The sequence below is a fragment of the Pseudomonas sp. NPDC090203 genome (assembly GCF_044746765.1).
GTDB lineage: Bacteria > Pseudomonadota > Gammaproteobacteria > Pseudomonadales > Pseudomonadaceae > Aquipseudomonas > Aquipseudomonas putida_AD.
Map to the genome: position 1 here is coordinate 523,821 of NZ_JBIVCV010000002.1, position 21,229 is coordinate 545,049.

Annotated in this window: 15 protein-coding genes; 3 read left to right on the plus strand and 12 right to left on the minus strand. The window is 62.2% G+C overall.

Annotation, left to right across the window (positions count from 1 at the left end; all coding sequences use genetic code 11):
• Positions 1 to 118 precede the first annotated feature (118 nt).
• From ACIPO9_RS05190 to ACIPO9_RS05225, 8 genes are all read right to left on the minus strand, one after another.
• Positions 119 to 1,444 (minus strand): TldD/PmbA family protein, encoded by a 1,326-nt coding sequence (locus tag ACIPO9_RS05190; RefSeq protein ID WP_400779170.1) that lies wholly within the window; start codon positions 1,442 to 1,444, stop codon positions 119 to 121.
• The gene (locus tag ACIPO9_RS05195) at positions 1,444 to 2,886 is read right to left on the minus strand and encodes a TldD/PmbA family protein (RefSeq protein WP_400779172.1); all 1,443 of its coding nucleotides are present in this window, start codon (positions 2,884 to 2,886) and stop codon (positions 1,444 to 1,446) included. The genes ACIPO9_RS05190 and ACIPO9_RS05195 overlap by 1 nt, the downstream gene beginning before the upstream one ends.
• A 232-nt stretch (positions 2,887 to 3,118) precedes the next feature.
• A complete protein-coding gene (gene betA, locus ACIPO9_RS05200) occupies positions 3,119 to 4,822 on the minus strand; it encodes a choline dehydrogenase (RefSeq protein WP_400779174.1) in 1,704 nt (567 codons plus the stop codon).
• Between the two features lie 137 nt (positions 4,823 to 4,959).
• Positions 4,960 to 6,432: a betaine-aldehyde dehydrogenase gene (betB, locus tag ACIPO9_RS05205; protein WP_400779176.1), complete on the minus strand. Its 1,473-nt coding sequence runs from the start codon at positions 6,430 to 6,432 to the stop codon at positions 4,960 to 4,962.
• A gap of 85 nt (positions 6,433 to 6,517) precedes the next feature.
• The gene (betI, locus tag ACIPO9_RS05210) at positions 6,518 to 7,117 is read right to left on the minus strand and encodes a transcriptional regulator BetI (protein WP_274131754.1); all 600 of its coding nucleotides are present in this window, start codon (positions 7,115 to 7,117) and stop codon (positions 6,518 to 6,520) included.
• Between the two features lie 267 nt (positions 7,118 to 7,384).
• Complete coding sequence (choV, locus tag ACIPO9_RS05215) at positions 7,385 to 8,566, minus strand: choline ABC transporter ATP-binding protein (protein ID WP_274131753.1); 1,182 nt, start codon at positions 8,564 to 8,566, stop codon at positions 7,385 to 7,387.
• Positions 8,563 to 9,411 carry a choline ABC transporter permease subunit gene (gene choW, locus ACIPO9_RS05220; RefSeq protein WP_274131817.1) on the minus strand — a complete coding sequence of 283 codons (849 nt, stop codon included), beginning with the start codon at positions 9,409 to 9,411 and terminating at the stop codon, positions 8,563 to 8,565. The genes choV and choW overlap by 4 nt, the downstream gene beginning before the upstream one ends.
• Positions 9,412 to 9,477: 66 nt before the next feature.
• Positions 9,478 to 10,425, minus strand: a complete 948-nt coding sequence (locus ACIPO9_RS05225) for a choline ABC transporter substrate-binding protein (protein WP_400779178.1) — start codon at positions 10,423 to 10,425, stop codon at positions 9,478 to 9,480.
• Between the two features lie 482 nt (positions 10,426 to 10,907).
• On the opposite strand from ACIPO9_RS05225, the gene ACIPO9_RS05230 reads away from it, so the two are divergent.
• On the plus strand, positions 10,908 to 12,284 hold the full coding sequence (locus ACIPO9_RS05230) for an L-serine ammonia-lyase (RefSeq protein WP_400605683.1): 1,377 nt from the start codon (positions 10,908 to 10,910) through the stop codon (positions 12,282 to 12,284).
• Positions 12,285 to 12,799: 515 nt separating this feature from the next.
• On the plus strand, positions 12,800 to 13,903 hold the full coding sequence (locus ACIPO9_RS05235) for a GlxA family transcriptional regulator (RefSeq protein ID WP_274131748.1): 1,104 nt from the start codon (positions 12,800 to 12,802) through the stop codon (positions 13,901 to 13,903).
• A 118-nt stretch (positions 13,904 to 14,021) separates the two neighbouring features.
• On the opposite strand, the gene ACIPO9_RS05240 is transcribed toward ACIPO9_RS05235, so the two are convergent.
• Entirely contained in the window at positions 14,022 to 14,285 is a 264-nt protein-coding gene (locus ACIPO9_RS05240; RefSeq protein WP_400605681.1) for a hypothetical protein, read from the minus strand.
• Positions 14,286 to 14,613: 328 nt separating this feature from the next.
• On the opposite strand from ACIPO9_RS05240, the gene ACIPO9_RS05245 reads away from it, so the two are divergent.
• Complete coding sequence (locus ACIPO9_RS05245) at positions 14,614 to 15,456, plus strand: 23S rRNA (adenine(2030)-N(6))-methyltransferase RlmJ (protein WP_274131744.1); 843 nt, start codon at positions 14,614 to 14,616, stop codon at positions 15,454 to 15,456.
• Positions 15,457 to 15,645: 189 nt separating this feature from the next.
• On the opposite strand, the gene msrA is transcribed toward ACIPO9_RS05245, so the two are convergent.
• The 3 genes from msrA to aceF all read right to left on the minus strand — a co-directional run bounded on the left by msrA (position 15,646) and on the right by aceF (position 21,200).
• Positions 15,646 to 16,305 (minus strand): peptide-methionine (S)-S-oxide reductase MsrA, encoded by a 660-nt coding sequence (gene msrA / locus ACIPO9_RS05250; RefSeq protein ID WP_400779179.1) that lies wholly within the window; start codon positions 16,303 to 16,305, stop codon positions 15,646 to 15,648.
• A gap of 123 nt (positions 16,306 to 16,428) precedes the next feature.
• The gene (locus ACIPO9_RS05255) at positions 16,429 to 19,122 is read right to left on the minus strand and encodes an EAL domain-containing protein (RefSeq protein WP_400779181.1); all 2,694 of its coding nucleotides are present in this window, start codon (positions 19,120 to 19,122) and stop codon (positions 16,429 to 16,431) included.
• Positions 19,123 to 19,550: 428 nt separating this feature from the next.
• Positions 19,551 to 21,200: a dihydrolipoyllysine-residue acetyltransferase gene (gene aceF, locus ACIPO9_RS05260; protein WP_400779183.1), complete on the minus strand. Its 1,650-nt coding sequence runs from the start codon at positions 21,198 to 21,200 to the stop codon at positions 19,551 to 19,553.
• Positions 21,201 to 21,229 lie beyond the last annotated feature (29 nt).

Below are 21,229 nucleotides of genomic sequence, written 5' to 3' on the forward strand. Positions count from 1 at the left end.
TGATTATATTTGGCGAACGCAGCCTTGTAGGAGCGCGCTTGCCCGCGATGGCGGTGTGTCAGATAACGCAATGTCGCATGACACAGCGCGGTCGCGGGCAATCGCGCTCCTACGGGTTCTACAACGTCAGCGTCAGCTTGCTGACCAGCGCCCCCGGCAGCAGGTTCGAGGCTGTCTGACGTTGACTGTAGGTACTCGTCGACAGGATGAGTTCCCTCTGCGTGGTCAATTGTTCCAGTGCGCTGCCCAGCAGGCTGTAGACGCTGTCGTCGAAACGCATGGTGCTGACCGGCGCCTTGATCTTGCCGTCTTCGACCCAGAACGTCGCGAAGCGGGTCATGCCGGTCATGCGCCCGGCGGTGCGGTCGGAGAAGTTCAGGTACCACAGGTTGCTGATGTACAGCCCCGTGCCCAACTCCTTGAGCACGTCGTCCAGTGCCAGCGAGCCACCGCTCATGCTCAGTGCGCTGGGCGATTCTCCCCAGCCGGCGCCGTTGGCGGCCAGGCCGTATTCGGCGGCGCTGCGCGAGTCCACCAGGCGATCACGGGCTGCGCCTTCGGCTACCAGCGCAAGGTCCGAGCGCGGGTAGCCCTCGCCGGAGAACGCAGGCGACAGCGAGCCGCTGACCTGTTCATCGATGCTCACCAGCGGGCTGAGCGCGGCCTGACCGTCGTACAGGCGCTGCAAGGGGCTGGTCTTGTCGGCCAGCGACTGCGCGGAGAAACCGCCCCAGCACAGCATGCCGGTGACTTCTTCCAGTGCAGCCGGGGCCAGGTAGGCGCGGTATTGGCCGGGTGCCAGGGTGCGGGCTGGCTGACCGAGAAAGGTCAGTTGCTCGCGGGCCAGGGCGAAGCGGCTGCTGAACGCGCCGTCATCCCACTGGTGGCCGGCGTAGTTGGCTTTCACCGCCTGGCCGTTTTCGTGGAACAGGCTCCAGTCGAAGTTGAAGCTGTTCGCCTGATGCCAGCCCAGCGCACCGCTCGAACTAGCGAAGCCGCGATAGATCGGCCCGGCGGCGTAGATGCCCACCAGATCCAGGCCTTCGCCCAGTTGCGCAATCTGCTCGACCACATGGGCGCTGTCAGGCAGCGGCAGGTCCTGCACGTTGCTGCTTTGCCAGGCGTCGTCGTTGAGCAGCAGCCAGGGATCGGCTGGCAGCAGCGGCAGGGTTTCGCGCAGTTGCTTGAGGGCATCGCTCAGGCGTTGGCGATCCACTTCGCTGTCGCCCGACAGTGTCAGGTTCAGGTCGGCGTGGCGGCCGTCTTCGATCAGCTTGAAATAGACACTGGCCTGCTGAACCTGCCCGGCCTGCCGCACCTTTGCGTGGTTGAAGCGGATGAAGTCCGATGCCTCGGCGTTGTAGCTGAGGGTGAAGCGTTGCGTGGCGCTGACCGCGCTGCGCAGCCAGTCAACCAGGCGGTGGAACTGATCTTGATGGGACATCAGGCGTCACCTCCGAAAACGTCGACACGGGAAAACACGCACGCAGGCGAGGCGTGCCCCACGCGGACCACCTGGTTGGGCTCGCCCTTGCCGCAGTTCGGCGTGCCAAGCACCTTGAAGGTGCTGGCATCGCCTACGGCGCTCAGGTTGCGCCAGAACTGCGCCGAGATGGCGCGGTAGTTCGGGTTTTTCACCACGCCCTTGAGTTCGCCATTTTCGATCAACTGGCCCCACTCGCAGCCGAACTGGAATTTGTTGCGGGCATCGTCAATCGACCAGGAACGGTTGGTGCTCATCAGAATGCCGTGTTCGATGCCGCCAATCAGTTGCTCCATCGACCGGTGACCCGGTTCGATGTTGAGGTTGGCCATGCGGTCGATCGGCGCGCGGTTCCAGCTGCAGGCGCGGCTGTTAGCGACGCCGTCCATGCCGCTGCGGTACTGCGACAGCGCACCGCCCAGCGGACGTTCGAGTACGCCGTCCCTGATCAGGAACTGCTTGCTGGCCTGGGTGCCGTCGTCGTCGAAAGCGTAACTGGCCAGTTGTTCGGGGATGTCCGGGTCGAAGGTCACGTTGAGCAGGTTCGAGCCGTATTGCAGGCTGCCGAAGTCGCTGGCCTTCACGAAACTGGTGCCCGCGTAGTTACGCTCGTCGCCCAGGATGCGGTCCAGTTCCAGCGGGTGGCCGATGGATTCGTGGATCTGCAGGATCATCTGGTCCGGGGTCAGCAGCAGGTCGCGGGCACCGGTCGGCGTGTTGGGCGCCATCAGCAGTTGCAGCGCCTGATCGGCCACGTTGGCCGCCGCGCCAATGATCCCGCAGGAGGTGATGACTTCCGCGCCACCTTGCTGGCCGAAGTTTTCCCGGCCCAGGCTGCGGGTCTGGCTGTCCTGGCCGTCGTAGGCGGTCACGCTCAATCCCGGGAACACGAAGCGCTGGGCCTGACGCAGTTCGGCACCGGCGCTGTTGAGGTAGATCTGCTCGACGTTTTCCAGCCCCAGGCTGACTTGCCAGTTCACCAGCCGCTCGTCCTTGGGCACCGCCGCCGACTCGCTGCCGAGCAGGGCATAGCAGTCGCCCAGGGAGGCGAAGGGGCTGTCCAGGTTAGGTGACAGGTAATCGGCGCGAGCGGTTGCCACCGGCTGCTCGCTCAGGTCGAGCAGTGCGTGGGGCGCCAGCATGCGCGCGAGGGTTTCGGCGCGTTCAAGGGCCGCTTGCAGGCCGCGCTGGGAGATGTCGTTGGTGGCGGCGTAGGCTTCGACCCCATTGACCCGCGCCGTCAGCATCGCGCCTTCATCGCTGCTAAGTTGCGGCGGTTCGGCGACGTTCTTGCGCACCGAGAGGTGCTGGCTGGTCTGTTTGACGTAACGCAGGGAGAAGAACTGTGCGCTGCTCTTCAACGCAGCGAACTGCTGCTTGAGCTGAGCGGAGAAATCGAACATGCGCGAAGGCTCCTGGCTGAATTCGGACGGGCAATGGGCAGAATCATAGCGCGGATACACCGACTAGCGCGGCCCTTGGTAACGCATCGTGGGGTGACGCGCAGCGCGGGAACGATCATCACTCTGTAGGAGCGCGCTTGCCCGCGACGGCGGTGGGTCAGACATCAAGACGGTGCCTGACACGACGCCATCGCGGGCAAGCGCGCTCCTACGGGCGGAGGTGTTTGCGGGATCAGCGATCGTTCTCGCCAACCTCACGCATCGGCTTGCCACGCGCTGGTGCATCGCCTGCCACGAAGTACTTCGCCGTGCTGCGCGGCAGTGGTTGGCGGCCACGGATCTTGTCGGCGATTTTCTCGGCCATCATGATCGTCGGTGCGTTGAGGTTGCCGGTGGTGATGATCGGCATGATCGACGCATCGACCACCCGCAGGTTCTGCAACCCGTGAACCCGGCCCTGACCATCGACCACTGCCATCTCATCGGTGCCCATCTTGCACGAGCACGAAGGGTGGAAGGCGGTCTCGGCGTGTTCGCGCACGAAGGCGTCGAGCTGCTCGTCGGTCTGCACGTCCAGGCCCGGGCTGATCTCGCGGCCACGGTACTGGTCCAGCGCGGGCTGGGCCATGATTTCGCGGGTCAGGCGAATGCCGTCGCGAAACTCCTGCCAGTCCTGCTCGGTGGCCATGTAGTTGAAGAGGATGCTCGGGTACTCGCGCGGGTTCTTCGACTTGAGCTGCACGCGACCACGGCTCGGCGAGCGCATGGAACCGACGTGGGCCTGGAAACCGTGTTCTTTCACGCCATTGCTGCCGTTGTAGTTAATCGCCACCGGCAGGAAGTGATACTGAATGTTCGGCCATTCGAACTCCTCGCGGGAACGAATGAACCCACCGGCCTCGAACTGGTTGCTTGCGCCGATGCCCTTGCCCAGGAACATCCACTTGGCGCCGATGGCCGGCTGGTTCCACCACAGCAGCGACGGATACAGCGACACCGGCTCCTTGCAGGCGTATTGCAGATACATCTCCAGGTGGTCTTGCAGGTTTTCACCTACGCCTGGGAGGTCGTGTACCAGCGGGATGTCCATCTTCTTCAGGAGATCGGCAGGGCCGACGCCAGAGCGTTGCAGGATCTGCGGCGAGGCGATGGCGCCGCTGCACAGCAGCACTTCCTTGCGGGCACGGGCCTCGATGCGGGTGTCACTGTCGCCCACCAGATAAGCCACGCCGACCGCGCGCTTGTTGTCGAACAGAATGCGGTCGGTCAGGGCGTGGGTGACGATGGTCAGCGTGTCACGCTGCTTGGCTTCATCCAGATAGCCGCGGGCGGTGCTGGCGCGACGGCCCGCTGGGGTGACGGTGCGGTCCATCGGGCCGAAGCCTTCCTGCTGGTAGCCGTTGAGATCGTCCGTGCGTGGGTAACCGGCCTGTACGCCGGCTTCGACCATCGCGTGAAACAGCGGATTGTTGCCCGCCTTGGGCGTGGTCACGCTGACCGGGCCTTCGCCGCCGTGGTAGTCGTTGGCGCCGATGTCGCGGGTTTCGGCCTTGCGGAAATACGGCAGGCAATCCAGGTAGGACCAGTCTTCAAGCCCTGGGTGTTTCGCCCAGCCGTCGTAGTCCATGGCGTTGCCGCGGATGTAGCACATGCCGTTGATCAGCGACGAGCCGCCCAGGCCCTTGCCCCGGCCACATTCCATGCGGCGGTTGTTCATGTGCGGCTCGGGCTCGGTTTCGTAAGCCCAGTTGTAGCGACGCCCCTGCAGCGGGAAGGCCAGTGCGGCGGGCATTTGCGTGCGGAAGTCAGCGCGGTAATCCGGACCGCCGGCTTCGAGCAACAGCACGGTGACGCCCGCGTCTTCGGTGAGACGGGCTGCCAGGGTGTTACCGGCCGAGCCGGCGCCGATGATGATGTAGTCGAATTCCTGAGGCATGAGATCCTCCGTTCAGAAAAGGGGTGGCGACTGTAGGAGCGCGCTTGCCCGCGACCGCGTCATGTCAGTCACCTCCATGTTGAAGGTGCTGACGTCGTCGCGGGCAAGCGCGCTCCTACAAGGGAGAGTGGGGCGGGTTAGAACACCGAGGCGTAATCGCCCAGCTCGACCTGTACCGATTTGATCCGCGTGTACTGCGCCAGCGAGCTGATGCCGTTTTCGCGGCCGACGCCCGACTGCTTGTAGCCACCGACCGGCATCTTGGCGTCGGACTCGCCCCAGGCGTTGATCCAGCAGATACCGGCTTCCAGTTGATGAATGACCCGGTGCGCGCGGTTGATGTCGCGGGTGACCAGGCCTGCTGCCAGGCCGAACTCGGTGTCGTTGGCGCGGCGGATCACTTCTTCTTCGGTGTCGTAGCTGAGGATGCTCATCACCGGGCCGAAGATTTCCTCTTTGACGATGGTCATCTCATCGGTGCAATCAGTGAACACGGTCGGTGCCACGAACGCGCCGTTGGCGAATTCGCCTTCGGTCAGACGATCACCGCCGATCAGCAGGCGCGCGCCTTCTTCCTTGCCCTTGGCGATGTAGCCCAGCACGCTTTCCATGTGGGCGAAGCTCACCAGCGGGCCGAAGTTGGTGTTGTCATCCTGCGGGTTGCCGACGCGGATGCGCTTGGTGCGCTCGACAATTTTCGCTTCGAACGCGGCCTTCAGTGCGCTCGGCACGAACACCCGGGTGCCGTTGGTGCAGACCTGACCGGAGCTGTAGAAGTTGGCCATCATGGCGATGTCGGCGGCGCGATCCAGATCGGCATCGTCGAAGATGATCAGCGGCGACTTGCCGCCCAGTTCCATGGTCACTTCCTTGAGCGACGAGCTCGAAGCGCTGGCCATGACTTTCTTGCCGGTGTCGGTGCCGCCGGTGAACGAGACTTTCTCGATGCGCGGGTGCTCGGTCAGCCAGGTGCCGACTTCGCGGCCGCTGCCGGTCAGCACGTTGAACACGCCGTCCGGCAGGCCGGCCTGGGTGTAGATTTCAGCGAGTTTCAGGGTCGTCAGCGAAGTGACTTCGCTTGGCTTGAAGATCATCGCGTTGCCTGCGGCCAGTGCCGGGGCGGATTTCCACAGGGCGATCTGGATCGGGTAGTTCCAGGCACCGATGCCCACGGTTACGCCCAGCGGCTCGCGGCGGGTGTAGACGAAGGAGGAGCTGCGCAGCGGAATCTGCTCGCCTTCGATGGCCGGCACCAGGCCTGCGTAGTATTCGAGCACGTCGGCACCGGTGACGATGTCCACGTATTTGGTTTCGGAAATCGCCTTGCCGGTGTCCAGGGTTTCCAGTTCGGCCAGTTCATCGTTGCGCTCACGCAGGATGTCGACGGCGCGACGCAGGACGCGGGAGCGTTCCATGGCGGTCATGGCGGCCCAGATTTTCTGGCCTTTTTCCGCACTCTCCACGGCGCGTTCGACGTCTGCCTTGCTGGCGCGCTGAACCTTGGCGAGGACTTCGCCGGTGGCCGGGTTGATGGCTTCAAAGGTTGCGTCGCTGCTGGCGTCGACGTAACCACCGTCAATGTAGAGTTTTTGCAATTCGAAACGGGCCATAGAGTCCTCGCAGTTGTCTGTAATGGGCGTTGATCCCGGGCGCCGGGCGCTGTCGGGATCGATGTTCGGCGGCCTGCCGTCTGTATCAGGAGCAGCGCGCCGCTTTTGCCAGTTGCATGTCCATGTATTCGTAGGCGATCTGTTGCGCCTGTTGGGTGTCGAAGCCGTCGCCTGACAGCGCGCCGCGCAGCCACAAACCGTCGATCAGCGCGGCCAGGCCGCGGGCTGCGGTGCGTGCCTGATCCAGCGGCAGTACGCGGCGGAACTGGCAGCACAGGTTCGAGTACAGGCGGTGATCGTTGATGCGCTGTAAACGATGCAGCGACGGCGAGTGCATGCTGGTGGCCCAGAAGGCCAGCCAGGTTTTCATTGCCGGGCCGTTGACCTGGCTTGCATCGAAGTTGCCCTCGATGATGACCATCAGGTGCGCCCTGGGGCTGTCATCGCCCAACGCCTGACGGCGTTCGGCGACATTGACGATCAGTGCATTCATCAGATGGCGCATGGTCGCTGCGATCAGGCCGTTCTTGTCCTGAAAGTAGTGACTGATGATGCCGTTGGAGACTCCCGCCAGCTTGGCGATCAGCGCGATGCTCGCGTCCCCCATCCCGACCTGATCGACCGCCGTGAGGGTGGCCTGGATCAGCTGTTGACGACGAATGGGTTGCATACCGACCTTGGGCATCTGTGAGTCTCCTTGGCTCGCCGGGTGATCGTGAACGACTGAAAAACGGCCTTCAGTCTAGTGCTTTTTAATTGAACGTTCAATCAACAAAAAATCATGGGCGTGCGGAAAAGCTGCTAACACCACCGATTTAAAGGTTGAAAACGGTCACCTGTAGGAGCGCGCTTGCCCGCGAATGCGTTGTGTCAGACACCTTCGTATTGAAGGTCTGACGCCGTCGCGGGCAAGCGCGCTCTTACAGGTATTGCGTTGAAGCCTGTGTTGCGATCAACCGTGGTTCTTGCCCAACAGCGCGTGATACAGCTCGCTGTCGCCAAGAATGCCGACCAGCTGGTTGTTCTCTTGCAGCACCAGCTTGTTGCCGGTGTGGTAACGGATCTGCAGGGCTTCGCGCATGCCGATGTTCGAGTGCACGACCGTCGGTTTGCGACCCAGGTTTTCCACCGCCTGGCCCGGTTCCCAGCTTTGCAGGTCAACGGGTGCGCCGTGCTGATGCAGGCCTTTGATGGTGTTGCCGTCGGCCAGATCGATCCACGAATCGTTGCCCGGGTCCAGGCACACCTGGGAGCCGTTGATGCGGGTGCAATCGTTGATCGGGCGCATCAGGCTGCGACCGCACAGCACGTTCAGCGGGTTGGTGTGGGCCACGAAGGTACGCACGTATTCGTCCGCCGGGTTGAGCACGATTTCTTCCGGCACACTGTACTGGATGATCCGGCCGTCCTTCATGATCGCGATCCGGGTACCGAGCTTGAGGGCTTCGTCCAGGTCGTGACTCACGAACACGATGGTCTTGCTGAGTTTCTTCTGCAGTGCCAGCAGTTCATCCTGCAGGCCCTGGCGAATCAGCGGGTCGAGTGCCGAGAAGGGTTCGTCCATCAGCAGGATGTCGGCGTCCATCGCCAGCGCACGGGCCAGGCCCACACGCTGCTGCATGCCGCCGGACAGCTCGTCGGGCTTCTTGTTGCGCCATTGGGTCAGGCCCACCAGTTCGAGTTTCTCGTCCACCAGCTGGCGACGTTCCTTCTCCGGGCGACCCTGCATTTCAAGGCCGAAGCTGATGTTCTCGCGAACGGTCAGCCAGGGCATCAGCGCGAACTTCTGGAACACCATGGCGATACGCTTGGTGCGCATCATTTTCAGCTCTGCCGGTGTGCAATTGGCGATGTTGATCTGCTTGCCTTCGTGCTCGACGAACAGCGATCCGCGGCTAACGGTGTTCAGGCCGTTGATGCAGCGCAGAAGGCTGGATTTGCCCGAGCCGGACAAGCCCATCAGTACGCAGATTTCACCCTTGTTGATTTCCAGGCTGGCTTTTTCCACGCCAACGATCTGGCCGGTTTTCTTCAGGATTTCTGGCCGCGCAAGGCCTTGATCCAACAGCTTGAGTGCCTCACGCGGGTCTTTGGAGAAGACAACGTCTACCTGGTCGAATTTGATGATGCTCATGCGTCAGCCCTCACTTTAGCGTCGGGTTGTTTGCAGATACGGTCGAGCATGATCGCCAGCAATACGATCGCCAGGCCCGCTTCGAAGCCCAGAGCGATATCAGCAGTGTTCAGTGCGTTGACCACGGGTTTACCCAGACCGTCGGCGCCAACCAGTGCTGCGATCACCACCATCGACAACGACAGCATGATGCACTGGGTGATACCGGCCGCGATGCTTGGCATGGCGTGGGGCAGTTCGATACGGGACAGCAGTTGACGACGGGAGCAGCCGAAGGCCTTGCCGGCGTCGAGCAGTTCTTGCGGGACATCGCAGATGCCCAGGTACGTGAGGCGGATGGGCGCGGCAATCGCGAACACCACAGTCGAGATCAGGCCTGGCACCACGCCCAGCCCGAAGAGGGTCAGGGTCGGAATCAGGTAAACGAAAGTCGGGACGGTCTGCATCAGGTCAAGGACCGGGCGGATCGCGGTGTAGAACCACGGCTTGTGCGCCGCGACGATGCCCAGCGGCACGCCGATGACCACGCACACCAGGGTGGCGAACAACACCTGGGCGAGGGTTTCCATGGTTTCCTGCCAGTAACCCAGGTTCAGGATCAACAGGAAGGAGGCCACGACGAAGGCAGTCAGGCCCCATTTGCGCTGAATGAAATGAGCAAGCAGAGCAATCAGGCCGATCAGGACGAAAGGATTGAACCAGGTCAGACCTGCGGTCAGCCCGTGGATCATGGCTTCCAGTGACGAAGCGATGGCGTCGAAGGTGCTGGCGCCGTGTTGGGTCAGCCATTCGACAAAGCCGGCGATGTACTGGCCTAAGGGGATTTTATGATCAGTCAGCATGATATCGATTGTCCGCGTGCGGGATGAAAAGAGGACAGCAGGCGGGCGCGAACCCGCCTGGGTGTCTGTTTACTTAGTCAGCTCGGCTTTAGCGGCTTCCAGGCCAGGTTTACCGTCCACTGTGGTGACACCCGCCAGCCAGGTGTCGAGGATTTGCGGGTTCTTCTTCAGCCAAGCCTTGGCGGCGGCTTCAGGTTTCATTTTGTCGTCGAGGATGTTGCCCATCAGAGAGCTTTCCATTGGCAAGGTGAAGGACAGATTCTTGAGCAGTTGGCCAACGTTCGGGCACTCTGTGGCGTAGCCTTTGCGTACGTTGGTGTAGACCGTGGCCTGGCCGAAGTTGGGGCCGAAGGAGTCGTCGCCGCCGGTCAGGTATTTGATCTTGAAGCGGGTGTTCATCGGGTGCGGTTCCCAGCCCAGGAACACGATGGCCTGATTGCGCTTGATGGCGCGGTCGACCTGCGCCAGCATCCCGGCTTCACTGGATTCGACGACCTTGAAGCCTGCATCCTTGAGGCCGAACTGGTTCTTGTCGATCACGCTTTGAATGGTGCGGTTGCCGTCGTTGCCGGGCTCGATGCCGTAGATCTGGCCTTTGAGCTCGTCCTTGAATTTGGCGATGTCAGCGAAGTCTTTCAGACCCTTGTTGTAGAGGTCTTCGGGAACGGCGAGGGTGTACTTGGCGTTTTCGAGGTTGGGACGGATGGTCTCGACGGTACCGGCATCGCGATAGGCCTTGATGTCGTTTTCCATCGTCGGCATCCAGTTGCCGAGGAACACGTCCATGTTCTTGCCATCGGCCAGCGACTTGTAGGTCACGGGCACGGAAATCATCGTGGTCTTGGTCTTGTAGCCCAGCGACTGGAGCACGGCGCTGGTCACGGCGGTCGTTGCGGTGATGTCGGTCCAGCCGACATCCGAGAAATTGACCATCTTGCATGCTGCCGGCTCTGCGGCCTGTGCCAGCATCGGCAGACTCAACGCGACGCCCAGCAACAGCTTTTGTGAACCTTTCATGGTTGGGACTCCTCAGGTGTTTTCTTCTCGTCATCAACCTTTTTGGCTGATGCGCTTTCTTGGTGTCGGCGAGTCAAAAGGGAAAACAGCTCTATCACTGCGTTGGCGATCGAGTCGCTAACGATCATGGAACAGCGAAAACCAAACGCCTACAGGGTGCGTCGTAACCAGTACAGAGGGAGTCGCATCCAGTGTGTGTGACGTCGCTTCCAGCTTTTTTCCCCGTTCGCCGGATGGTTTTCGAGTGGCTTTACGGCAAAAAGTGTCGAAAACAGTGACAGGTTTTGTGGGGGACGTGCTCCTGTGCGCCAGCGTCGGGGCGCGGCGTTTGTGGGCATGATTGAGTCGGTTGTAGACGCCGCCCCTCGCGATAAAAGGCTGATGATGCCCCTATCTCGACGGACCGCAGCTAGAAGCGTAGCAGCTCCGTCGCCGGCCGCCTGGCGCGCCGGAAACCCCCTGTTTTCGGAGGCTTGCGGTTAATGGCTATCAGCGTTTTCGACCTGTTCAAAATCGGTATCGGACCTTCCAGCTCACACACCGTCGGCCCCATGCGTGCCGCAGCACTGTTCGTGCAGACCCTGCGTGAGCGCGACCTGCTGGCGCAGGTCAATCGTGTCGAAGTGCGGCTGTATGGCTCGCTGTCGGCCACCGGCGTCGGGCACGGCAGCGACAAGGCTGTCGTCATGGGCCTGATGGGTGAGTGGCCGGACGCAATCGACCCGACCCAGATCGACCAGCGCATCGCCGAGCTGCGTGAAACCGACACCCTGAAACTCAGCGGCGATCACCGCGTGACGTTCATGTGGCAGCGCGACATGCTGCTGCTCGACGAAAACCTGCCGTATCACCCCAATGCCATGCGCCTGATTGCCTTCTCCACCGAAGGCGAGATTCATCGCGACACCTATTACTCGGTCGGCGGCGGTTTCGTCGTCGATGAAGCCCAGGCCGCCAGCGGCGTGCTGGATGCCGACACCACCGTGCTGCCTTATGACTTCTCCAGCGCCGACGAACTGCTGCGGTTGTGCAAGCAACACGGCTTGCGGGTGTCGGAACTGATGCTGGCCAACGAGAAGGTGTGGCGCAGCGAAGAGGAAATTCGCGCAGGCCTGATGCGCCTGTGGCGTGCGATGCAGGACTGCGTGGACCACGGCCTGAAACATGAAGGCACGCTGCCAGGCGGCTTGAACGTTCGACGCCGCGCGGCGCGTCTGCATCGCAGCCTTCAGGAACTGGGCAAGCCGAATGTCATCGGCTCGACGCTCAACGCCATGGAATGGGTCAACCTGTTCGCTCTGGCGGTCAACGAAGAGAACGCCGCCGGCGGGCGCATGGTCACTGCACCGACCAATGGCGCGGCGGGGATCATCCCGGCGGTGCTGCATTATTTCGTCAAGTTCAGTGATGAAGTCAGCGAAGCCAACGTGGTGGACTTCTTCCTTGGCGCGGCAGCCATCGGCATCCTGTGCAAGAAGAACGCCTCGATTTCCGGCGCCGAAGTGGGCTGCCAGGGTGAAGTCGGTTCGGCCTGTGCCATGGCTGCGGCCGGACTGGCTGACATTCTCGGCGCCACGCCTGCGCAATTGTGCAACGCCGCCGAGATTGGCCTGGAACACAACCTGGGCCTGACCTGCGACCCGGTCGCGGGGCTGGTGCAGGTGCCCTGCATCGAGCGCAACGCAATTGCGGCTGTGAAAGCTATCAACGCCGCCCAGATGGCCCTGCGTGGCGACGGCGAGCACTTCATCTCCCTGGACCGGGTGATCCGCACCATGCGCGACACCGGGGCCGACATGCACGACAAATACAAAGAAACGTCGCGCGGCGGGTTGGCGGTCAGCGCGGTGGAGTGTTGAGCGCCCTGTCTGCGCTTGAGCACCTGTAGCAGCACGGCTTGCCGGCGGGGGCGATCTTGCGGCCGCCCCCGCCGGCAAGCCGTGCTGCTACGGACGTAATCTTAGTCCTGCTCGCTTTTAGCTCACGGCCTAGAGCCTTCGCCACGTTTTGGCGCGTGAACCCTGTGGCATAGCGCAACGCCATGCCACACCTGTGTAAACCCCACGACCGCCCGTCACCCGTGCATAGGGTGACACTCTCCTGTTGGCAAATATTTCGGCGTGTCCCACAAGTGCTACCGATTTGCTCACCTCTCCAATGCCTGCGCGGCTTTTGAATCGATAGGTCGCTAACTGAACGGCCATGTCGCTCCCGAATAGACGCATCACGACGTCGCAAACGAGAGTAATTGAATGCTCATTCAACTTTAGGCATGGCATTTGCGTTGCAATAGCCATAGCTCTCCAGTGAGAGGGCAGAACAACAAGAGCCCTGATTGGGGCCATCAGCCGCTTTCGTGTGAGGAGATACTGTGATGACTTCGTTCAACTCCGGGGCCCAACCCCAGAACCGTGCGCCTCAATCCATCGGCTTCCTGCTGCTGGACAATTTCACACTGATCTCTCTCGCATCTGCGGTAGAGCCACTGCGCATGGCGAACCAGTTGTCCGGTCGCGAGCTGTATCGCTGGACCACCCTGAGCGTCGACGGTGGCCAGGTCTGGGCCAGCGACGGTCTGCAAATCACCCCGGATGCGGCCATGCACAAGGCACCGGTGTTGGACACCGTGATCGTCTGCGGCGGTGTCGGCATTCAACGCACCGTGACCCGTGAGCACGTGAGCTGGCTGCAAAGCCAGGCCCGTCAATCCCGCCGCCTGGGCGCTGTGTGCACCGGCAGTTGGGCGCTGGCGTGCGCAGGCCTGCTGGACGGTTTCGATTGCAGCGTGCACTGGGAATGCCTGGCAGCGATGCAGGAAGCTTTCCCTCGTGTGGCCATGAGCACCCGCCTGTTCACCCTGGACCGCAACCGTTTCACCAGCTCCGGTGGCACCGCGCCGCTGGACATGATGCTGCACCTGATCAGCCGCGATCACGGCCGTGAACTGTCCGCCGCCATCTCGGAAATGTTCGTGTACGAGCGCATCCGTAACGAACAGGATCACCAGCGCGTGCCGCTCAAGCACATGCTCGGCACCAACCAGCCAAAACTGCAGGAAATCGTCGCGCTGATGGAGGCCAACCTCGAAGAGCCGATCGACCTCGACGAACTGGCGGTCTATGTCTCGGTTTCCCGCAGGCAGCTCGAAAGGCTGTTCCAGAAGTACCTGCACTGCTCGCCGTCGCGCTACTACCTCAAGCTGCGCCTGATCCGCGCGCGTCAGTTGCTCAAGCAGACGCCGATGTCGATCATCGAAGTGGCGTCGGTCTGCGGCTTCGTGTCCACGCCGCACTTCTCCAAGTGCTACCGCGAATACTTCGGCATTCCGCCACGTGACGAGCGCGTAGGCTCCAACACCGCGCAACAGGTGGCGATGCTGCCGATTCCGCAGGCCATGGTGCTGGCGCCGCTCTCAGGCCCGCTGTCGGCGTTGAGCCAGGCGCGTAACGAGTCGACGTTTGCGAGTGTGAGGTTGTAAGAGAAGGGAAGCAGCGCCCTCTTGTAGGAGCGCGCTTGCCCGCGACAGCGAAGTGTCAGTCACCAACGATGTTGGACATGGCGACGCCGTCGCGGGCAAGCGCGCTCCTACAGGGGAGTCAGTGAGTCTTGCTTTTGTTGTAGGTCGCCAACGCCGGCAGCAACTGCTGGTCAATGGCCTGGCGCACGGCCGGAAGGATGGTCGCGCCGCCGCTCAGCAGTCTCTCCACCAGTTGGCGCAATGCTCGGGCGCGGTCGTCGTTCAGGCCGCAGACGGCCTGGGCGCAGGCTTGTTCGGCGGTGGCCCCTGATGGCATTTCAAAGCCGATGGATCTGAGTTGACCGAGAAGATCGTCCTGGTCGATCAGGTCTGCATGCATCATGAGGCTCGCTCCTTTTATTGGGGTTGGGCCGATTCTGGTAGCGCGCCGCACGCTCGGCAATACCTGCCGTCGGCAATGTCTGGGATGCACATCAGTGTGTCGGTTTTGGCTATGTAACCGTTTAGTTAACTGGGCATAATGGCCCCATTCATACTTGCGCGGGCCATGGTTTGGTCACCCTCTAGCCCACGCAACTCCCTCAACCCCGGTTTTGTAACGGCTTAACCGGGGATTTTTTTGCCCGGGTTTTTTGTCAGGCCCAAGGGGCATGAGCGGTCTGCGCAGGCGCGGCGGTTTTGTTAAACTGCCCGGCCTTCCAGGAGCCGCCATGAACTACCGTCACGCCTTCCACGCCGGCAACCACGCCGACGTCTTGAAACACATCGTCCTGACTCGCCTGATCGCACTGATGTCGCGCAAGGAGCAGCCGTTCGCCTACCTCGACACCCACGCAGGGCTGGGCCTGTACGACCTGCAGGGCGACCAGGCCACGCGCACCGGTGAGTGGATCGAAGGGATCGGCCGCCTGTGGGACGCTGAAGATGTGCCGGCCATGGCCCAGGGCTATCTGGATGTGCTGCGGCACATGAACCGCAAGACCGGCGAGCTGCGCTACTACCCGGGTTCCCCGGAGCTGGCCCGGCGCCTGACTCGCGAGCAGGACCGCGTGCTGCTCAACGAGAAGCACCCCGAAGACGGCGCGCTGCTCAAGGACAACATGAAATACGACAAGCGCGTGGCCGTGCACCTGGGCGAAGGCTGGCATGTGCCCCGTGCCTTGCTGCCGGTGCAGGAAAAGCGTGCCGTGATGTTGATCGACCCGCCGTTCGAGCAACTGGACGAGATGAAGCGCTGCTCGGTGGCGCTCAAGGAAACCATCGGCCGCATGCGCCAGACCGTCGCGGCGATCTGGTACCCGATCAAGGACCAGCGCGCGCTCAAGCGTTTCTATCAGGAACTGGCCGAAACCGGCGCGCCCAAGCTGCTGCGTGTGGAGCTGCTGGTGCATCCGGTGGATACGCCCAACACCCTGACCGGCTCGGGCCTGGCGATTGCCAACCCGCCGTGGGGGCTGGAAGAGGAGCTGCGCGAGTTGCTGCCGTGGCTGGCCAAGACATTGGCGCAGACCGGTGGTGACTGGCGGCTGGATTGGTTGATTGCCGAGGCTTGAGGCTGTGGCGGATTGGAGGGCGCTGTCGCCGGCAAGCCGGACTGCTACGGGGTCTTGGGCTGTTTGAAAGGGTTGGATTCACCCGGCTGGATCCGTAGGAGCGCGCTTGCCCGCGACAGCGCAGTGTCAGTCGCCAACGATGTTGGATATGCCGACGCCGTCGCGGGCAAGCGCGCTCCTACAGGATAATCAGGGATTCAGGCTCGGTGGCATGCACACGCCGGTGCCGCCGATGCCGCAATAACCCTGCGGGTTTTTCGCCAGGTATTGCTGGTGATACGCCTCGGCGAAGTACACGGTCGGTGCCTGGTCGATTTCGGTGGTGATGTCGCCCAGCCCGGCCTTGGTCAGTTCAGCCTGATACACCTGGGCGCTGGCCTTGGCCGCTTCCAGTTGCTCCGGCGTGGTGGCGTAGATCACCGAACGGTACTGAGTGCCGATGTCATTGCCCTGGCGCATGCCCTGGGTCGGGTTGTGCAGTTCCCAGAACATCGCCAGCAACTCTTCGTAACTGACTTTCGCAGGCTCGTACACCACCAGTACCACTTCGCTGTGGCCGGTCAGGCCGGAGCACACTTCTTCATAAGTCGGGTTCGGCGTGAAGCCGCCCGCGTAGCCGACGACTGTGCTGACAACGCCATCACGTTGCCAGAAACGACGCTCGGCGCCCCAGAAGCAACCCAGGCCGAAAATCGCGAATTCGACGTCTTCAAAGAAGGGGCCGAGCAGCGGGGTGTCGTTGACGAAGTGCTTCTCCGGCAAGGCCATCGGTGTTTCGCGGCCCGGCAAAGCCTGCTGGGCGTTAGGCAGTTCAGTTTTGTTCACAAGAATTTCCGAGCGCAAGACCATGGGGCAAATCCTCAAGGGGCAGGATGACCGACAGGGTTTGTCAGTGAAAAAGGTATATGGGGGCAGCGATGACAAATCAAAGAACGGCAGTGTGCCGCACATCGCCTGGGTGGGGAAGGGGCGTCAGGCCTGGGAGGCTTTCGGGTAGCGGCGCAGCTTGCTGATGAGCTCTTCGCCGGGAATCGGCTTGTCGAACAGGTAGCCCTGGCCCACGTCGCAACGGTGGCGGCGCAGGAATGCCAGTTGCTCGGCGGTCTCGATGCCTTCGGCGACCACCGTCAGCTTGAGGTTGTGCGCCATGGCGATGACCGCCGAGGTGATTTCCATGTCGTCCTGGTCATCCGGGATGTCGCGGATGAAGCTGCGGTCGATCTTGATCACGTCGATGGGGAATTTCTTCAGGTAGCTGAACGACGAGTAGCCGGTTCCGAAGTCATCCATGGCCAGGGTCAGGCCCAGGGTTTTCAGCGATTCGAGTTGCAGGCGCGTGTCTTCGGTCGCCTCCAGCAACAGGCCTTCGGTCAGTTCCAGTTCCAGCAGCGACGGGTCGAGCTGTTCTTCGCGCAGGATATTGGCCAGGGAGCTGACCAGCTCGGGGTCGGAGAACTGCTTGGGCGAGACGTTGATCGCCACGTGCAGCTTGCCGTAACCGGCGGCGGTCAGTTGCTTGCTCATGCGGCAAGACTGGCGCGCCACCCACTTGCCGATGGGGATGATCAGGCCGGTTTCTTCGGCGACGCTGATGAACTGGTCCGGGCGGATCATGCCCTTTTCCGGATGGTTCCAGCGCAGCAGCGCTTCCATGCCCAGCAAACGGCCCGTACGAAGGCACAGCTTAGGCTGATAGAAGACTTCCAGTTCGTTCTGGGTCAGGGCGCGGCGCAGGTTGTTCTCGACGAACAGCTTGTAGCTGGCCTCGGCGTTGAGCGCTTCGGTGAACACCTGTACCTGATGCTTGCCGTTGGCCTTGGCCTTGTGCAGCGCAAGGCCTGCGTTTTTCATCAGGGTCTGCGGATCGCGGCCGTGCAGGGGCGCGCAGGCCAGGCCCACGGAGCCAGTCACGCTGATCAACTGGTTATCGACGAACATCGGCTTGTCGAGGGTGGTCAGCACCTGGCTGGCAATGCGTTGGCCGTCTTCGGGGCCAGTGTCGTCCAGCAGCACGGCGAATTCGTTACTGGCGAAACGCGCCAGAATGCCGGTCGGGCTCAGGCTGTTGCGCAGGCGCCGGGCCAGGCTGATGAGCAGCTTGTCGCCGGTCTGGTGGCCGAGGCTGTCGTTGATGCGCTTGAAGTTGTCGATGTCGACCAGCAGCAGGCTGATGGGCGTTTCGATGTCCCGGGCAAAGTGCTCGTCCAGGGTGCGAATGAACGCCGGCCGGTTGCCCAGATTGGTCAGGTTGTCGGTGTACGCCAGGCGCTCGATCCGCTGCTGGGAGAGCTTGGCCTGGGTGATGTCTTCGTAGATACCGATGTAATGGGTCAGTTCGCGGTTGTCGCCGTAGACCTTGGAAATCGACAACTGGCCCCAGTAGGGCTCCAGGTTCTTGCGCCGGCTCTTGAATTCGCCCTGCCAGCTGTTGCTGGTCGCAAGGCTGGAGTTGGCATCGAGCAGCAGGGAGCTCAGATTTTCCAGCGCCGGCAATTCCGACAGGCGGTGGCCGTGGACTTCGTCGGCGCTGTACTGGGTAATCTCGGTGAAGCTTGGGTTGACGTATTCCACCACGCCGTCGCAATTGACCAGCAGAAAGGCGTTAGCGCTTTGCTCGACGGCCCGCTGGAACAGGTGCAGGGCGCTGGTGGCGGTACGGCGATTGTGGTTGTTGATCGCGTGGGCGAACTGGTCGGCCAGCTCACCGGCGAAGGCGATCTCGTCCGCCTGCCATTCCCGTGGCGTGCCGGTCTGTTCCAGGCACAACACCCCCACCACGTGGCCATCGATGCGCACGCTGGCGTCGAGGATGGCGTTGATGTCACGTGGCAGCAGACGTTCGGCCAGCTCCCGGGTACGCGGGTCCTGGGCCACGTCGTTGGCATCGATCGCGCGGCTGGTGTGCAGGGCGTCCAGGTAGCTGGGGAAATGGCTGATGTCGATCGGCGCGGGCTTGAGGTATTCGTCGGTCTCTCGCCGGTACTCGGCGATGGGCTCGAGAGTTTTGCCGTTGAGGTTCCAGATCGCCGCCCGTGCGATGTCGTAGATTTCGCAGGCGTTCTTGGTGATCAGCTCGGCGGCTTCCTGCAGCGAGTTGCTCGAACTGTAGCGGTGCCGCGCCAGGCGCAGGATCAGGCTCTGCTGGGCACGTACTCGCTCCAGATGCTGCAACTGCTCGTACTGGGCGCGCTGGTTCAACTCAAGCGCCATCTGCAGGCGCGAGTTCTGGATTTCCAGGTCAGGTGTGAAGCTCAGGCCACTGGCTTCGAACACATCGTCGACCACCATCAGGTAGCCGCGCAGCAGGTCGCGATTGTGCTGGCGATAGCCCTCACCGATTTCCATCAGCCCCAAGGGGCCACGGGCGGTGTGCAGGGTGTAGCGGATCACGTAATGGGAATTGCTGGCCAGTTGCTGCGCGATGGCGTCGTGCAACTGGTAGCGGGCCTCGGGCTCCATCAGGCTGGCGTAGGGCGCACCAATGAGGGCGCACAGCTCGATGGCGGGCATGTCGAACTGCTTTTCGCAACTTGGGTCCAGGTACAGCATGGCCCAGCTGGGTTCATTCAGCCGCTCGAAACGCAGCATGCCGAGCCGCGAGGGCACCGGCAATTGCGTCACGACCTCGGCTGCCGATCGGGCGGCAGCATCAGGTTGGCTTTTCATGAAGGAACTCGCTTTAAGAGTACGGTCGCGCGTGGGCAAGGAGCCCATCGTTAAATCGCGTGTCGCAAGGTTGCATCATGGCGAACGGGCTGACAAGTGAGCGCGATGGCTTAGTGCTATAAATCTGTCGGCAAATCGGGGATTAACTGAAGGTTATTGGTCGGATTTGTCGGGAAAGAGGTGTAAGTGGTTGTTTTTGGAGCTTCTGGTTATCGGCAGAGACGCCATTCTCTGTAGGAGCGCGCTTGCCCGCGACGGCGGGGTGTCAGTCGCCAACGATGTTGGATCGGCCGACGCGGTCGCGGGCAAGCGCGCTCCTACAAAAAAAAGCCAAAAAAAGCCCCGCCATATGAGCGGGGTTGAGGTACGAGCGTGGCAGCTCGAAAAACAGCGAAGGCCCGTCTCGCGAGAAACGGGCCTTGTACGGCTTACAGCAGGATGGTGCGGATGTCGGCCAGCAGGTCGCCCAGACGCTTGGTGAAGCGGGCAGCTGCGGCGCCGTTGATCACGCGGTGATCGTAGGACAGCGACAGCGGCAGCATCAGGCGTGGCTGGAAGGCCTTGCCGTCCCAGACCGGTTGCATGGTGGCCTTGGACACGCCCAGGATCGCGACTTCCGGCGCGTTGACGATCGGCGTAAAGCCGGTGCCGCCAATGTGACCCAGGCTCGAGATGGTGAAGCAGGCGCCTTGCATGTCGTTGGCCGACAGCTTCTTGGAGCGCGCTTTTTCAGCCAGCTCGGCCGCTTCGGCTGCCAGTTGCAGCAGGCTCTTCTGGTCGACGTTCTTGATGACCGGAACCAGCAGGCCGTCAGGAGTATCCACCGCGAAACCGATGTGGAAGTACTTCTTGCGAATCACAGCCTTGCCGCTTGGCGCCAGGGAGCTGTTGAAGTCCGGCAGTTCCTTGAGCAGGTGCGCGATGGACTTGAGCAGCAGTGGCAGCACGGTCAGCTTGACGCCGGCTTTCTCGGCGACGGCTTTCTGCGCAACGCGGAAAGCTTCCAGGTCGGTGATGTCGGCCTGGTCGAACTGGGTGACGTGCGGGATGTTCAGCCAGCTGCGATGCAGACCGGACGCGCCCAGTTGCATCAGGCGGGTCATCGGCACTTCTTCGATTTCGCCGAAACGGCTGAAGTCGACTTCCGGAATCGGCGGGATGCCCGCGCCGCCGGTAGCGCCGCCAGCAGCAGGCGCTTCCTTGGCCTTGGTCATCATGGCCTTGACGTACACCTGCACGTCTTCTTTCAGCACGCGGCCGTGAGGACCGGTAGCTGTGACTGCGCTCAGCTCGACGCCGAACTCGCGGGCCAGCTGACGAACAGCCGGGCCTGCGTGAACCTTGGCGCCGTTGTTGGCTGGCGCAGCGGCAGGAGCAGGTGCTGCTTCAGCTTTCGGCGCTGGAGCTGCAGCCGGTGCTGCGGCAGGTGCTTCAGCCTTGGCCGGAGCCGGGGCGGCAGCCTGAGCAGGTGCAGCGGCAGGCGCGGCGCCAGCCACTTTCAGTTTCAGGATCAGGTCGCCAGTGCCGACTTCGTCTTCGACCTTGACGCTGATGGCTTCGACCACGCCAGCGGCTGGAGACGGGATCTCCATCGAGGCTTTGTCGGATTCCAGGGTGATCAGCGATTGATCAGCTTCGATGCTGTCGCCCACCTTGACCAGCAGCTCGATGATGCGAGCCTTGCCCGACGAGCCGATGTCCGGCACGTGGATGTCTTGAACGGACGCAGCAGCAGCCGGGGCTGGAGCAGCGGCCGGGGCAGCAGCAGCTTCTGCAGGCTTTTCAGCAGCTGGTGCAGGTGCGGCAGCAGCAGGCTCGGCAGCAGCAGGAGCAGCGGCGGCTTCGCCTTCCACTTCCAGCTCCAGCAGTTCGTCGCCTTCTTTCAGACGGTCGCCCAGCTTCACTTTCAGCGCCTTGACGATACCGGCCTTCGGCGCCGGGATTTCCATGCTCGCCTTGTCCGACTCCAGGGTCAGCAGGCTCTGGTCGGCTTCGATGCGATCGCCAACCTTGACGAACAGCTCAATGACTTCACCGTCACCGCTGCCGATGTCGGGTACACGAATTAACTCACTCACAATGTCTCTCCTCAGGAGAACCTGTTCAC